This is a genomic window from Amycolatopsis sp. WAC 04197 (assembly GCF_003947475.1).
GTDB lineage: Bacteria > Actinomycetota > Actinomycetes > Mycobacteriales > Pseudonocardiaceae > Amycolatopsis > Amycolatopsis japonica.
The window spans coordinates 617,594-631,602 of the sequence record NZ_QHJK01000007.1 but is presented as its reverse complement, the minus strand read 5'-3'; the positions used below and the strand labels follow the sequence as shown (position 1 = coordinate 631,602).

Annotated in this window: 14 protein-coding genes; 9 read left to right on the top strand and 5 right to left on the bottom strand. The window is 68.2% G+C overall.

Going from position 1 to position 14,009, the window contains the following annotated elements; genetic code table 11:
• Positions 1–130 precede the first annotated feature (130 nt).
• Positions 131–919, top strand: coding sequence for an ion transporter (locus DMC64_RS26775; protein ID WP_125735754.1), 789 nt, complete (start codon positions 131–133; stop codon positions 917–919).
• Here the strand turns inward: DMC64_RS26775 and hrpB are convergent.
• A complete protein-coding gene (hrpB, locus tag DMC64_RS26770; protein WP_125735753.1) occupies positions 904–3,297 on the bottom strand; it encodes an ATP-dependent helicase HrpB in 2,394 nt (797 codons plus the stop codon). The genes DMC64_RS26775 and hrpB overlap by 16 nt on opposite strands.
• The gene (locus DMC64_RS26765; protein WP_125735752.1) at positions 3,294–4,121 is read right to left on the bottom strand and encodes a glutamate ABC transporter substrate-binding protein; all 828 of its coding nucleotides are present in this window, start codon (positions 4,119–4,121) and stop codon (positions 3,294–3,296) included. Before DMC64_RS26765 ends, hrpB begins: the two co-directional genes overlap by 4 nt.
• Before the next feature lie 91 nt (positions 4,122–4,212).
• Here DMC64_RS26765 and DMC64_RS26760 point away from each other — a divergent pair, with 91 nt between their 5' ends.
• Both DMC64_RS26760 and DMC64_RS26755 read left to right on the top strand, forming a co-directional pair.
• Entirely contained in the window at positions 4,213–4,701 is a 489-nt protein-coding gene (locus DMC64_RS26760; RefSeq protein WP_037346014.1) for a MauE/DoxX family redox-associated membrane protein, read from the top strand.
• 2 nt (positions 4,702–4,703) lie between these two features.
• Positions 4,704–5,498, top strand: a complete 795-nt coding sequence (locus DMC64_RS26755; protein ID WP_037346017.1) for a thioredoxin domain-containing protein — start codon at positions 4,704–4,706, stop codon at positions 5,496–5,498.
• 73 nt (positions 5,499–5,571) lie between these two features.
• On the opposite strand, the gene DMC64_RS26750 is transcribed toward DMC64_RS26755, so the two are convergent.
• Positions 5,572–6,456 (bottom strand): LysR family transcriptional regulator, encoded by an 885-nt coding sequence (locus tag DMC64_RS26750; protein ID WP_125735751.1) that lies wholly within the window; start codon positions 6,454–6,456, stop codon positions 5,572–5,574.
• Positions 6,457–6,589: 133 nt separating this feature from the next.
• Here DMC64_RS26750 and DMC64_RS26745 point away from each other — a divergent pair, with 133 nt between their 5' ends.
• Positions 6,590–7,411, top strand: a complete 822-nt coding sequence (locus DMC64_RS26745) for a ThuA domain-containing protein (RefSeq protein WP_125735750.1) — start codon at positions 6,590–6,592, stop codon at positions 7,409–7,411.
• A 167-nt stretch (positions 7,412–7,578) separates the two neighbouring features.
• On the opposite strand, the gene DMC64_RS26740 is transcribed toward DMC64_RS26745, so the two are convergent.
• Both DMC64_RS26740 and DMC64_RS26735 read right to left on the bottom strand, forming a co-directional pair.
• Entirely contained in the window at positions 7,579–8,286 is a 708-nt protein-coding gene (locus DMC64_RS26740; protein WP_125735749.1) for an RraA family protein, read from the bottom strand.
• Between the two features lie 9 nt (positions 8,287–8,295).
• Entirely contained in the window at positions 8,296–9,243 is a 948-nt protein-coding gene (locus tag DMC64_RS26735) for a hypothetical protein (RefSeq protein ID WP_233629822.1), read from the bottom strand.
• 182 nt (positions 9,244–9,425) lie between these two features.
• On the opposite strand from DMC64_RS26735, the gene DMC64_RS26730 reads away from it, so the two are divergent.
• Genes DMC64_RS26730 through DMC64_RS26710 form a run of 5 tightly spaced genes read left to right on the top strand, consistent with a single transcriptional unit; the run spans position 9,426 to position 13,989 of the window.
• Complete coding sequence (locus DMC64_RS26730; RefSeq protein ID WP_199755096.1) at positions 9,426–10,619, top strand: lipid-transfer protein; 1,194 nt, start codon at positions 9,426–9,428, stop codon at positions 10,617–10,619.
• 17 nt (positions 10,620–10,636) lie between these two features.
• Positions 10,637–11,068 carry an SRPBCC family protein gene (locus DMC64_RS26725; RefSeq protein ID WP_016331679.1) on the top strand — a complete coding sequence of 144 codons (432 nt, stop codon included), beginning with the start codon at positions 10,637–10,639 and terminating at the stop codon, positions 11,066–11,068.
• Entirely contained in the window at positions 11,065–11,907 is an 843-nt protein-coding gene (locus tag DMC64_RS26720; RefSeq protein ID WP_125735748.1) for a MaoC/PaaZ C-terminal domain-containing protein, read from the top strand. Before DMC64_RS26725 ends, DMC64_RS26720 begins: the two co-directional genes overlap by 4 nt.
• A gap of 10 nt (positions 11,908–11,917) precedes the next feature.
• Positions 11,918–12,787 (top strand): SDR family oxidoreductase, encoded by an 870-nt coding sequence (locus tag DMC64_RS26715; protein ID WP_125735747.1) that lies wholly within the window; start codon positions 11,918–11,920, stop codon positions 12,785–12,787.
• The gene (locus tag DMC64_RS26710; RefSeq protein ID WP_125735746.1) at positions 12,784–13,989 is read left to right on the top strand and encodes an acyl-CoA dehydrogenase family protein; all 1,206 of its coding nucleotides are present in this window, start codon (positions 12,784–12,786) and stop codon (positions 13,987–13,989) included. Before DMC64_RS26715 ends, DMC64_RS26710 begins: the two co-directional genes overlap by 4 nt.
• Positions 13,990–14,009 lie beyond the last annotated feature (20 nt).

Below are 14,009 nucleotides of genomic sequence, written 5' to 3'. Positions count from 1 at the left end.
TCCTCCTTCGTGTCCCTGAATCCTCCGCCGCGGGGGCACCCGGGGGCATTGCCCCGAAGTCATCGGTCACCCCTTACTTTCGGCAGGTGCCGCTCGGCACGAGTCAGCGCGGAAAGGCACAATCGGCGCCATGACCACCCGCGAACAACGGCGCGTGAATCCGCTAGACCTGGTGATGCTCGTCCTCGCCGTGTTCTCGGTCGGGCTGCTCGCCTACGTGACGTTCTTCCCGCATTCGGCGGAGACGGCGCACCGCGTCTTCGTCATCGACACGACGGTGTGCGGGATCTTCGCGCTGGAATTCCTCTGGCGGTGGCGGCGCAACGGCTGGGAGAAGCGGTTCCCGCTGCGCAACTGGTACGAAATCCTCGGCATGATCCCCATCGCGCATCCGGCGCTGCGCGGCTTCCGGCTGTTGCGGATCATCGTGGTGCTGGTCCGGCTCGCCCGTACGGCGGACCGGGCGTTCGGGGAGCGGTTCACCCAGCGGCTGGTCGAACGGCTTTCGCGGCCGATCGTGCTGGCGATCAAGAAGCCGATCACGATCGCGGTGCTCGACGAGGTCGTGAAGGTGCTGGAGACCGGGAACTATCCGCAGAACCTCGCGCGCTCACTCGGCGAGAACCAGACCCTGCTGCGGGGGATCATCGCGGAGAAGCTCAAGAACGATCCGCAGGCCGGGCGGCTTTCGAAACTGCCGTTCCACGACGAGGTGGTGCGTTCGGTGATCGACACCGCGATGCGCGTGATCCTCGAAGTGCTGACCGATCCGCGGATCGACGAATTCTTCGCGCATGTGGTGCGGGAGAACCGGGAGCAGATCCGCAGCGCCGTGCAGCTGGGGCTGAACGAGCGTGAGGACGACGAGGAACTGGCGGCGCGGTTGCCGACCAAGCCGCAACATCAGCTGATGGACTGACCTCTTGAGGTACGCCGGGTGGGCGCGGCGGTCAGCGGATCCTCCGGCCACGGGTGTTTCGGGTAGCGGCCGCGGAGATCGGCGCGCACGGCCGCGTACCCGTTGCGCCAGAACGATTCCAGATCGGCGGTGACGGCGGCCGGCCGCCCGGCGGGGGAGAGCAGGTGCAGCACCACCGGGACACCCGCCAGCTCCGGCGTCGCGAGCCAGCCGAAGGTCTCCTGCAGTTTCACGGCCAGCACCGGCTGCTCGCCCGAATAGTCGACCCGGATCCGCGAACCCGACGGCACCTCCAGCCGATCCGGCGCCAGTTCGTCCAAACGCGACGCCTCGGGCCATGGCAGCAATCCCCGCAGCGCGGCGCCCGCGTCCAGCGATGCCAGGTCCGATCGGCGGCGAGCCGAGCCGAGGTCCAGCCAGATGTCCACAGTGGACAGCAAGTCCGCGTCGGCGACCGAAGGCCAAGGCGGCCCCAGCACTCGATGCAGGAAAGACAGTCGCTCACGCAATCGCTTCCCGTCTTCCGACCAGCGAAGCAGGCCGAGCCCTTCGGTTCGCAAACCGTCCAGCAGTGCGGCGCGGATCGCGTCCGGCGCGGGCGAGCGCAACGGTTTCTCCGCGAGCACGATCGCCCCGAGCCGCCGCACCGAACGAGCGACGACGTCACCCGAAGACCAGCGCACTTCGTCCACTGAGGACACCAGATTCGGCGCCGCGCGCACGGCGAGGTCTTCGTCGGCGGGGGCGGCCAGCCGGATGATGCCCTGTGCGCGGCCGGGATCGCGGGTCGCTTCGGCCACGGCCAGCCATTCGACGTCGGCGAGTCCGCTGCCGCGCGGGAGTTCGGCCGCGGTTCCGCCCGCCATCAGATACACCGGCGTCCCCGCGGCACGCCGTCGCGCGAGCCGCTCGGGATGCGCCAGCGCCACCACCAGCGCCGGATCGGACGCGTTGCCGCCGTCGGGCACCAGCCGGGAAAGCCGTCGCACGTCACGCTTCCAGCGCTCGTCGCCGCGCACCCGGCGCAGCTCGGCTTCGAGATCGGTCAGGGTGCCGCCGCTGTCCAGCAGCGCGACGACTTCGGCGGCCGAGCGCGCGTTGGTCCGCGCCGCGCCGTCCAGCAACGCCCTCGCCAGCCGCGGATGCAGGCCCAGTCCGGCCATCTTCCGGCCGCGCTCGGTGACCGTGCCGTCCTCCGCGGTCGCCCCGAGCGTGGTCAGCAACGCGCGCCCGGCGGCCAGCGCGCCTTCGCCGGGCGGGTCCCACCAGGCGAGGCCGGAACCGTCCGGAGTGGACCAGCAGGCGAGTTCGAGGGCGAACCGCGCCAGTTCCGCCGTCCGGATCTCGGGTTCGGGATAGGCGGGCAGCGAACCCTGCTCGTGCGCGGCCCAGCACCGGTACGCGCGGCCCGGCGCCTCACGTCCGGCACGACCGGCTCGCTGTTCGGCGACCGCGGCCGAAACGCGGACCGTCGCCAATCCGGGCAGGCCGCGCCGGTGATCGACGCGGGGAACGCGGGAAAGCCCGCAGTCCACCACCGCGCGCACCCCCGGCACGGTCAGGCTGGACTCGGCGACCGACGTCGAGAGCACCACCCTGCGACGATCGCGCGGGCGCAGCGCGTCGTCCTGGCTAGCCGCCGAAAGCCGTCCGTGCAAGGGCAGCACGTCGGCGTCGAGGCCGTTGAGAAGTCCGCTCACCCTGGCGATCTCACCGGCGCCGGGCAGGAAGGCGAGGACATCACCGTCCCCTTCGGACAGTGCTTTGTGGATCATGCGGGCCACCGTCGCCTCGACCCGCTCGCCGCGCGAGGGCGGGGAGTACGAGACGTCGACGGGATACGTCCTCGCGTGCGCGGTGATCACCGGTGCGTCGCCGAGCAGGGCCGCCAGCCGTCCGGAAGCCACCGTGGCGGACGTCGCGAGCAGCCGCAGGTCGTCCCGCAGCCCGGCGCGCACGTCCAGCAGCAGCGCGAGCAGGAGGTCCGCGTCGAGATGGCGTTCGTGGCATTCGTCGAGCAGCACGGTCGACACCCCGGCCAGCTCGGGATCGCCCTGCACCCGCCGGACCAGCAAGCCCGAGGTGACCACTTCGATCCGCGTCGAAGAAGACACCTTCCGATCACCGCGGACCGAATAGCCGACCGTTTCACCGACCCGTTCGCCGAGCAGGGACGCCATCCTCGCCGCCGCGGCCCGTGCGGCGAGCCGCCGCGGTTCGGCGACGATCACCCGGCCTTCGCCGTTGTCCAGCGCCAGCGGCACCAAAGTGGTCTTTCCGGTGCCAGGGGGCGCGACGAGGACCGCGGTGCCGTGGGCGTCGAGCGCGGCTTCGAGTTCGGGCAGGACGGCGCGAACCGGCAGATCGGGAAGGGTCACCGCTCGGTGACCTGTGGCGGAGGCGGGATCTGGTAGCCGGACGGGCCGATGTTGCGGTTCAGCGAATCGAGCCATTCCCCGGACGAAATCATCTTCTGGATCGCCTTGGCCACCGCCGCGCGGCCCTCGACGTCGTGCTTGCGCAGGCCGACGCCGTACTTCTCCTTCGAGAAGGGCTTGCCGACGACCCTCAGCAGTTCCGGGTTCTGCGCCACGTACCCGGCGAGGATGACGTCGTCGGTGGTCACCGCGTCCACCTGCCCGGCGAGCAGCGCCGTGACGCAGTCCTGGTAGCGCGGGTACTCGACGAGCTGCACGGCCTGGGCGAACTTGTCGCGCACCTGCTCGGCGGAGGTGGTGCCGCCCACGGCGCACAGCTTGCGGCCGTTGAGGTTCTCGGGGCCGGTGATGTCGGTCGACCGGAGGCGGACGAGGAGATCCTGGCCGGTGTCGAAATAGGGGCCGGCGAACGCGACCACCTGTTTGCGTTTTTCGGTGATCGAGTAGGTCGCCACCATCAGATCCGTGATCCCCGAGGTGATGTCCGTCTCGCGGGACGACGGTCTGCTGTCGTGCCAGGTGATGTGATCCTCGTCGACGCCCAATTCGCTAGCCACGTACTTCGCCACGTCGACGTCGAAACCGACGTACCGGCCGTCGACCGTCCGTTTGGAAAGGCCCGGCTGGTCGAAGCGGATGCCGATGGTGAGCTTGTTGGACGCGACGGCGCGCGCGACGAGGGAATCCGACGGACCGGCCTCTTCGCCGCAGGCCGCCGCTGTGACCAGCATCAAGCAGGCCACCAGCAGGGCGCGTCCCCTCATCGGGTGCCTCCGTCCGCCGCCTCACGTTGTTCTCAGGGTCGGCGGTTAGCCTAGGCCCGTGCGTAGACCGCCCCAAGTCGTACTCGACGCCGTGGGCACACTCGCCCGGCTCGGACTGGCCGCCGTCTGGTTGGTTTCCGGAGCGCTGAAGATCAGCGCCCCGGGGCAGACCTACATCGCGGTCCAGGCGTTCGATGTCCTGCCGGACGGGCTCGTCCGCCCGGTCGCGATCGGGATGCCGCTCGTCGAACTGGCGCTCGGCCTGTTCCTGCTCGCCGGGTTCGTCACCCGGTGGGTGTCGGTGCTGTCGGTGCTGCTGCTCGCGGTGCTCATCGCCGCGATCGCCCAATCCTGGGCGCGCGGGCTGAGCATCGATTGCGGCTGTTTCGGCGGCGGCGGTCAGATCGCCGCGGACCAGACGCGGTATCCGCAGGAGATCGCCAGGGACCTCGGATTCGCGCTCCTGGGGGTCTGGCTGATCGTGCGGCCGCGGACCTGGCTTTCCGTGGACGGCTGGCTCGGGAACTCTCGCGCCTCCGCCGACGACGACTATGTGGGTATCGCTGAAGGGAACGAATAATCGTGGGTGGAGCTGAGCGCAACGCTCGGAAACGCAAACAGCAGCAGACGGCGGCGCGTTCGGTGGCACAGGCCAGGGGCGTCGCGGGCGGCGACAAGAAGAAGGTCGTCGCGATCACCGTCGCGGTGGTCGTCCTCGCCGCGCTGGTGATCGGTGGCGTCATCTGGACGACGTCCAGCAAGGACAGCACCGAGGGCAAGGTGATCGGCGCGCAGACGGGCACCTCGGCGCCCGGTGTCGTCGAGAAACGCGACGGGGCCGTCGTGACCGTCGGCAAGCCCGAGGCGAAGAAGACCATCGACGTCTACGCCGACTTCCTGTGCCCGGTCTGCAAGCAGTTCGAGGAGACCTTCAAGGGGCAGATCGAGGAGCAGGTGAACAACGGAACCCTGCAGGTCCGGTACCACATGCTGCCGATGCTGAACCAGCGTTCCGACCCGCCCGGCTACTCGCTGGACTCCGCCAACGCCTCCCTCGCGGCGGCCGACGCCGGCAAGTTCCTCGCCTTCCACGACGCGCTGTTCAAGGACCAGCCGGAGGAAGGCGGCCGCGGGTTCGACAAGGCGCAGCTGATCAAGCTCGGCCAGGACGTCGGCATCACCGACCCGACCTTCGTGGTCAAGGTCAACAGCGGCGCGTACGAGCAGGAGATCCAGGACGCGTACAAGAAGATCTCCACGGACCCGTCGCTGCAGCAGGACTTCGGCAACGGCCCCGGTTTCGGCACGCCGACCGTCACTTCGAACGGGCAGGTCGTGAAGCTCGAGCAGGACTGGGTGAAGAAGGTCGTCAGCTAGTACGCATTTCGTCCTCTGAATGCGTTGGTTGCGTGTGCAAGTACCGCATTCAGAGGACTAATTGCGGGGCGTGTCAGGGGCGCGAAGCGGAGGCGACGGCGGCGAAGGCCTGTACGCGCGCTGTCTCCGCGGAGCGCGGCCAGACGAGGCCCCACTCGACGTCGGGTGAGCCGGCGAAGGGCACGAAGCGGATCCGCGGGTGGCTGAAGTACTCCCGCGCGTGTGCGGCGAGCGGGCAGATACCGGCACCGGTGGCTATCGCGGCGAGCAGCTCTTGAAAGGTCGCGAAGGGGGCGCCCCGGGTCACGGGGTGCCCGGCCGGCGTCAGCCACTGTCGCGGTTCTTCGATCCAGTACGGCTCCGGCGGATGTGCCGCGCGAAGGACGGTGTCGCGGGCGAGGTCGTCGAGGGTGACTGACTTCCGTCGCGCGAAAGGGTGTTTCGACGACACTGCGAGCACCATGGGTTCGGTGTACACGGCCGGTCCGGTCATGAGATCGGGCTCGTCGACCGGAAGCAGTGTCACCAGCACGTCGATCTCACCCGACCGCAGCATCGCGAACGGGTCGGCGAAATCAGCCTCGCGAATGAGTAGTTCGGTGTCCGGGTAGCGCTGCCGGAAACGGTCGAGCAGCTCTTCGGTCAAGTCGGCGACGCCGGGTGCTTCGAAGCCCAGCCGCAGCACGCCGCCGATCCCGCGGCCGGCCGCGATCGCGCGGTCGACGCCCTCGTGCAGCGCGCGGTAGGCGGGGCCGAGGTCGTCTCGCAGCCGTTCGCCGATCGGCGTGAGCCGGACCCGTCGGCTGGTGCGGGCGAACAGCGGTACCCCGATCCGGCGCTCCACCTGCTTGATCGACTGGCTCACCCTCGCCTGCGAGACGTGCAGACGCTCCGCGGTGCGGCCGAAATGCAGCTCGTCGGCCAGCGCCAGGAAGATCTCGATATCCCGCAGTTCCATAATCTTCAGGTTATCGATACGGGCCGGTACCGGTCACCGGAAACCGTATTTCCCGCAGGTCTAGACCACCGGTGTCGTGTCATGTGTTAATTCAAGCAATGAATTTACAGGTCCTCGGCATGGGTGGTGAGGTATGACGAAATTCGTGGTCCGGCTCGCTCTGCTGTTCGTTTCGTGTCTCGCGCTGGCGTCGGCGCCGGTGGCGGCACAGGCGGCACCCGCGTTCAAGGTGCTCGCGTTCTACAACGGCACCTACGACGCGGCGCACATCAGCTTCGTCAAGGAAGCCAACCAGTGGTTCCCGAAAACCGCTTCGCAGAACAACTTCAGCTACACCGCGACCAACGACTGGAACCGGCTGAGCTCGCTGCAGCCGTCGCAGTATCAGGTCGTGCTGTTCCTGGACGACCTGCCGCAGACCTCCTCGCAACGCTCGGGCTTCGAGCGCTACATGAACGCGGGCGGCGCGTTCTTCGGCTTCCACGTGGCCGCGTTCACCACCAGTCCGTCCACTTGGGACTGGTACCATCACAGGTTCCTCGGCACGGGTGCGTTCAAGTCCAACACCTGGGGGCCGACGACGGCGACGCTGAAGGTGGAGAACCGGCCGCATCCCTCGACCACGCGGCTGCCCGCGACGTTCACCTCGTCGGTGAGCGAGTGGTACGCCTGGACCAGCGACCTGCGCAAGAACCCGGACATCCGGATCCTCGCGTCGGTGGACCCGGTGAGCTTCCCGCTCGGGACCGATCCGAACCAGTCCTGGTACAGCGGGTACTACCCGATCCTCTGGACCAACGCCAAGTACAAGATGCTCTACGCCAACTTCGGGCACAACAAGATGAACTACGAGACGAACCAGCCGCTTTCGTCGACCTTCGGCAGCGAGGTGCAGAACCGCTTCGTCGTCGACGGTCTGCTGTGGCTCGGTGGAAGGCAAACCGCGCGAGGATGAGCCGGGCCTGCTCTCTTTCCGCAGGTCAGGGGGCTCGGTGGTAGCAAAGGTCCCTTGCTCTCCCGCGGTGCCGTGAAGGCCTCCTTACCTACCCTGAAGGTAGTGAAGGAGGCCTTCACGGACGGCCCGCGTGGTGTGCAGGGCCGGGTGGTAGCAAAGGTCCCTTGCTACTCCTCGATGGCGCCCCCGACCGCCCGCAGATGCTGCCGGAACGTCAGCGAAGGCGACTTCGCCCGCTCCGCGAGGAAGTCGGCGAAGCGGACCTGTTCGCGAAGGGACTCTCCGCCGCGGATCCGGTCGGCCTGGCGCCGCTCGGTGTCGCGGATGCCTTCGGCGCGATCCAGGACCTCGTCCGCCCGGTCGGCGGGGACGAACAGGACGCCGTCCTCGTCCCCGAACACGAGGTCGTCCCGCGTCACCGTCCATTCCCCGACGACGGCCGATTCGAGTGCGCCGTCCGGGCGGGCCGAGACCGAGAGCGGGCCGGTCGGGATCGAACCGAGGCTGAACACCGGCAGCCCGATCTTCTTGATGTCGGCCGTGTCGCGGTGCAGCCCCCAGATCACCACACCGCTCAGCCCGGCCGCCTCCGCTTCGAGGACCGCGAGGTCCCCGACGCAGCTCTCGTCGAGCCTGCCGCCGTTGTCGACGACGAGGACGTCGCCGGGGTTCGCGATTTCGTACGCCTCCAGGAAGACGTCGACGCTGCCGACGTGCCGGGCGGGAGTGACCCGCCCGGCCACGCGGGCGCCGGGCACGACCGAGTGCGTGCCCGCGGGCGCGCACCGGACCTGAACGCCGGCGCGCACGCAGCCGTCGGTCAGATGCGCGGTGGTCAGCAGGGAGAACCGCTGCCGAAGCTCTTCGGGATCCATGCCCCGACTTTAGCCACGGCGCCACACCACGAGCTTGTCGTAGTAGTCGTCGTCCTGCAGAGTTCCCATGATCTCCCCGTTGTCGCCCACGATCGCCCCGCACCCGCTGGACGGCGCGGGAAGCGTCTCGACCGGGCCGCCCGGCGTCCACGCCGCGGGAATCGTGTCGGTACCCATGGTCCGCAAGCAGCCGGTGAGGAGTCCTGACCCGTTGAGCGCGGTCACCGTCATGGTCTCGGGCACCGGGATGGAGGTGTCAGGGGCCGTCCAAAGCCGTTGCCCCCCTTGGAGGTCGGCCAGCACCTTGCCGTCCCGGATCGCGATGGCGCGTGCTTCGCGGACGCCCTCGGGAAGGACGAGTTGCTGTGCCGCACCGTCCTTCCAGAGCCAGACGCCGCCGAACTGTTCCTGCATCAGGATGGTGCCGTCGTGGTCGACGTCCACCGGGCTGAGCAGCGGCGGGGAGTCCAGGAGGACCGGGTGCGCACGGTCGCCAGCCGGCCAGAACGCCGCCCACGAGCCATAACGAGGATCGTTGTACACGCGGCCGACGATGTCGCCGCGGTTGTTCATCCCGGTGACGACCGTCTGGGCATATCCCGGGACCGTCTCCAGGAGCTGGAACCCGCCGTCCTGGTGGACGAACGAGCGTTTGGTCCCCGTCGAGATCGCGGACCCGTTCGCGAGAATCGCCTTCGACGTGTTCTCGTCCACGGCTTCGACCGAGCCGTAGCCCGCCGGGAAGCCGTGGTTGCGCACCCTCCAGCCCGACCAGGTGAGCAGTCCACGGTCGGAGTGCCCCGCGTAGCTTCCGGCCCCGTCGGTGGCCACCACCCGGATGGCGTCTCCACCCGGCGGGCGTAGGTAGCTCATCGTCCAGCCGCTCGCCGACGCCGTGCCCGCCGACACCAGTCCGGCGGCGACAGTAGCCGCCAAGACCATGCTCGTCCGTTTCATCGTTAACCCCCTGTGAGTCGTGTTCTCCCTGTTTAACGGGGGCGCGGCTCGCCCGTCTGCGTCACCTGACACGCAACGTGCCGTAAGTAACATCCGTTCAGACCTGTATGTAAGGGGTTGATAAATACAGACCTGTCTGTATCTTCAGTGGCAGCAGCGACCCGGCAACGACAAGGAGCGTCGTGGTGGCCAACAAGGTGTACGTCGTCGGCGTGGGCATGACGAAGTTCGAGAAACCCGGCCGCCGCGAGGGCTGGGACTACCCGCAGATGGCCAAGGAATCCGGGACCAAGGCGCTCGCCGACGCCGGGATCTCCTTCGACGAGGTGCGACAGGCCTACGTCGGCTACGTCTACGGCGAGTCGACCTCGGGGCAGCGCGCGGTCTACGAACTCGGCATGACCGGGATCCCGGTCGTCAACGTCAACAACAACTGCTCGACCGGGTCGACCGCGCTGTACCTGGCCGCGGAGGCGATCCGGGGCGGCCGTGCGGACTGCGCGCTCGCGCTCGGCTTCGAGAAGATGCAGCCCGGATCGCTCGGCTCGACCTACGACGACCGCGAGCAGCCGATGGGCAGGCATATCCAGGCGCTCGCCGAGATCTCCGAGGTGCTCTTCCCGCCCGCGCCGTGGATGTTCGGCGCGGCAGGCCGCGAGCATATGAAGACCTACGGCACCACCGCCGAGCACTTCGCCAAGATCGGCGAGAAGAACCACCGGCATTCGGTGAACAATCCGTACGCTCAGTTCCAGGAAAGCTATTCGCTGCAGGACATCCTCGACTCGCGGATGATCTACGACCCGCTCACGAAGCTCCAGTGCTCGCCGACCTCGGACGGTTCCGGCGCGGCGATCCTCGCCAGTGAGTCCTTTGTGGACTCGCATGGGCTGGCCGGGCAGGCCGTGGAGATCGTCGGGCAGGCGATGACCACCGACTTCGCCAGCACCTTCGACGGAACCGCGAAGAACATCATCGGCTACGACATGAACGTCCAGGCCGCGCGCCAGGTGTACGACCAGGCCGGGCTCGGCGCGGAGGACTTCCAGGTCATCGAGCTGCACGATTGCTTCTCCGCCAACGAACTCCTGCTCTACGAAGCGCTCGGACTCTGCGCCGAAGGGGAGGCCGGGAAGCTCGTCGACTCCGGAGACACCACCTACGGCGGGAAGTGGGTCGTCAACCCGTCCGGCGGGCTGATCTCCAAGGGACATCCGCTCGGCGCCACCGGCCTCGCGCAGTGCGCCGAATTGACCTGGCAGCTGCGCGGGACCGCCGACAAACGCCAGGTCGACGGCGTCCAGGCCGCGCTGCAGCACAACATCGGACTCGGCGGCGCCGCCGTCGTCACCGCCTACCAGCGCGCCGAGCGCTGATCCCGAAAGGAAGAACCATGGGCAAGATCAGTGCCTCCGTCGAACTCCCCGCCGCTCCCGACAAGGTGTGGGCGGAGTTCTCCAACCCCAACAACTTCGAGAAGTGGCTGACCATCCACACCAAGTGGAAGGGCGAGGTCCCGGCCGAATTCTCCAAGGGCGCACAGGCTTCCGAGGTCGTCACGATGCTCGGGATGCCGAACACGATCACCTGGACCGTCGACGAGTTCGAGGCGCCGTCGAAGCTGGCGATCTCCGGCACCGGGATGGCCGGGGTGAAGGTCAAGTTCGAGCTGTCGGTGGAGGCGTCCGGAGACGGTTCGCTCGCCAGCATCGACGCGGAATTCGCCGGTCAGATGATCGTCGGCGCGCTCGGCAAGGCCGTCGAGAAGGACGGCAAGAAGAACCTCGACGCCTCCCTCGAGAACTTCAAGGCGCTGGTCTCGTGACCGAGCGGTTCGACCCCGGTGGGCTCGGCAAATGGACCGACGAGTCGCGGTTCGAGGTCACGCGCGAGCGACTGATCGAGTACGCGAAGGCCACCAACGACCCGATCCCGGCGCACCTCGCCGGTGACGTCGCGAGCCCCGTGTTCGCGATCGTGCCGGTGTTCGAGTCGCTGATGGAACCCGCGCTCGAAGTCGTCCCGGTCGGCTTGTTCGGCCGGATCGTGCACGGGGAACAGGAGTTCCGGTTCCACCGGCCGATCCGCCCCGGCGACAAGCTCGTGTCGCGGGCGCGGATGACCGGTTACGAGGGCCTGCCGAACGGCACCCGCGGCACCATCCACCTCGAATGCCGGACCGACGACGGCGACCTGGTCAACGAGCAGTACGTGACGCTGTTCGTGCGCGGGTTCGACACCGGGGAGACCCGCGGCGAACTCGGACCGGACCACAAGTTCGACGAAGGCCTTCGTGCGCAGGCGCCGGTGGCGAAGGTGAATCAGCACGTCGACGACGACCAGACGTATCGGTACGCGCCCGCCGCCGGCGACCCGATGCCGATCCATCTCGACGAAGAGGTCGCGAAGGATTCGGGACTGCCGGGGATCATCGCGCACGGCCTGTGCACGATGGCGTTCACTTCGTGGGCGCTGCTGACCGAGGTCGCCGGGTCCGATGTGGACAGACTGAAGCGGTTCGCCGTCCGGTTCGCCAAGCCGGTGCTGCCCGGCCAGGACCTGACGACGCGGATCTGGCGCGCGGGCGCCGGGAGCTACGCGTTCGAAACCACCGTCGGCGAAACCGTCGTGATCAAAGACGGTCTCGCGGAATTCGCGGAGTAGGAGCAAAGCCATGGGAGCACTCGACGGACGCGTCGCCGTCATCACCGGCGCCGGGCGCGGGATCGGCCGCGAGCACGCGCTGCTGTTCGCGCGGGAGGGCGCGAGCGTCGTGGTCAACGACCTCGGCGGGGCGAACGACGGCAGCGGCAGCGACGCCGGGCCCGCGCAGGAGGTCGTCGACGAGATCCGCGCGGCGGGTGGGAAGGCGGTGGCGAACACGGCCAACGTCGCCGACTGGGCGGGCGCCGCCGAGCTGGTGACGCAGGCGGTGGACGAATTCGGCAAGCTCGACGTCGTCGTGAACAACGCCGGCATCCTGCGCGACGCGTTCATCGCCGGCCTTGAGGAGTCCCAATGGGATTCCGTGATCGCCGTGCATCTGAAGGGGCACGCGGCGGTGCTGCGGCACGCGGCCGCGTACTGGAAGACCGCGAGCAAGGCGGGCGAGCAGGTGGCGGGCTCGGTGATCAACACCGCCTCGGCGTCCGGGACCACGCTGCCGAACGCGGGACAGGCGAACTACGGCGCGGCGAAGGCGGGCATTGCCGCGCTGACGCTGGTCGCCGCCGAGGAGCTGGAACGCTACGGCGTGCGGGTCAACGCGATCGCGCCGATCGCGCGCACGCGGCTCACCCTGGCGACGCCGGGAATGGGCGCGATCTTCGCCCAGGAGGTGGAAGAGGGGGAGTTCGACGCGTTCTCCCCGGCGAACATCTCGCCGCTGGTGGCCTACCTCGCGACCGAGAAATGCCCGCTCACCGGCAAGGTGTTCGCGGTGCAGGGCGGCGCGATCTCCGAACTCGCGGGCTGGCACGACGTCAAGGTGATCGAGACCGAGGCCGCCTGGGAGATCGACGACATCGCCGCGAGGCTCCCGTGATCGAGTGGTCCGAGACCGAACTGCTGATCAGGGACGCGATCCGGGAATTCGTGGACAAGGAGATCCGGCCGCACCTCGACGCGCTGGAAAGCGGCACGCTGCCGCCGTACGACATCATCCGGAAGATGTTCGCGTCCTTCGGCATCGACGCGCTCGCGCGGGAATCGGTGTCGAAACTGCTGTCTGGGAAGCGCGGGTCCGGCGGCGGTTTGGCGTTCGGCGGGCAGGAGGCGATGGCGCTCATCGCGGTGAGCGAGCTGGCCGGGGTCAGCCTCGGCATCGTCGCTTCGCTCGGCGTGAGCATCGGGCTGACCGCGCAGACGATCCTGACGAAGGGCACACAAGCGCAGAAGGAACGTTGGCTGCCCGGGCTGGCGACGTTCGAGAAGGTCGGGGCTTGGGCGATCACCGAACCCGACTCCGGTTCGGACGCTTTCGGTGGCATGAAGACGTCGGTGCGGCGCGACGGTGACGAGTACGTCCTCAATGGACAGAAGACGTTCATCACCAATGGGCCCTACGCCGACACGATCATCGTGTACGCCAAGCTGGACGACGGCTCGGAGGTCCGGGACCGCAAGGTGCTGACGTTCGTGCTCGACAAGGGCATGCCCGGGCTCACGCAGGGCAAACCGTTCAAGAAGATGGGCATGATGTCGTCGCCGACCGGCGAGCTGTTCTTCAGCGACGTCCGGCTCGGGCGGGACAGGCTGCTCGGCGAGTCCGAGACCGGCCGCGACGGCGACAGCAAGGCCGAGGTGAAGTCCGGGTTCGCCGTCGAGCGGATCGGGGTCGCGGCGCTGGCGCTCGGGATCATCAACGAATGCCATCGGCTGTGCGTGGACTACGCGAAGAACCGGAAGCTGTGGGGCCAGGAGATCGGGCGGTTCCAGCTGATCCAGCTGAAGCTGGCGAAGATGGAGGTCGCGCGGATCAACGTGCAGAACATGGTCTTCCAGCTGGTCGAGACCCTGCGCGCGGGCAAGATGCCGACGCTGGCCGAAGCTTCGGCGATGAAGCTGTACTCGTCGGAGGCGGCCACCGAGGTCGCGATGGAGGCCGTGCAGCTGTTCGGCGGCAACGGGTACATGGCGGAGTACCGGGTGGAGCAGCTGGCGCGCGATGCGAAGTCGCTGATGATCTACGCGGGGAGCAACGAGATCCAGGTGACGCATATCGCGAAGGGCCTGCTGGGTCGCTGAGGGAGCAAGGGACCTTTGCT

Excerpts from the sequence above, each read along its gene's own strand:
- DMC64_RS26775 (WP_125735754.1), top strand. The coding sequence starts at position 131 with ATGACCACCCGCGAACAACGGCGCGTGAATCCGCTAGACCTGGTGATG.
- DMC64_RS26765 (WP_125735752.1), bottom strand. The coding sequence starts at position 4,121 with ATGAGGGGACGCGCCCTGCTGGTGGCCTGCTTGATGCTGGTCACAGCG.
- DMC64_RS26750 (WP_125735751.1), bottom strand. The coding sequence starts at position 6,456 with ATGGAACTGCGGGATATCGAGATCTTCCTGGCGCTGGCCGACGAGCTG.
- DMC64_RS26745 (WP_125735750.1), top strand. The coding sequence starts at position 6,590 with ATGACGAAATTCGTGGTCCGGCTCGCTCTGCTGTTCGTTTCGTGTCTC.
- DMC64_RS26740 (WP_125735749.1), bottom strand. The coding sequence starts at position 8,286 with ATGGATCCCGAAGAGCTTCGGCAGCGGTTCTCCCTGCTGACCACCGCG.
- DMC64_RS26735 (WP_233629822.1), bottom strand. The coding sequence starts at position 9,243 with ATGAAACGGACGAGCATGGTCTTGGCGGCTACTGTCGCCGCCGGACTG.
- DMC64_RS26725 (WP_016331679.1), top strand. The coding sequence starts at position 10,637 with ATGGGCAAGATCAGTGCCTCCGTCGAACTCCCCGCCGCTCCCGACAAG.
- DMC64_RS26715 (WP_125735747.1), top strand. The coding sequence starts at position 11,918 with ATGGGAGCACTCGACGGACGCGTCGCCGTCATCACCGGCGCCGGGCGC.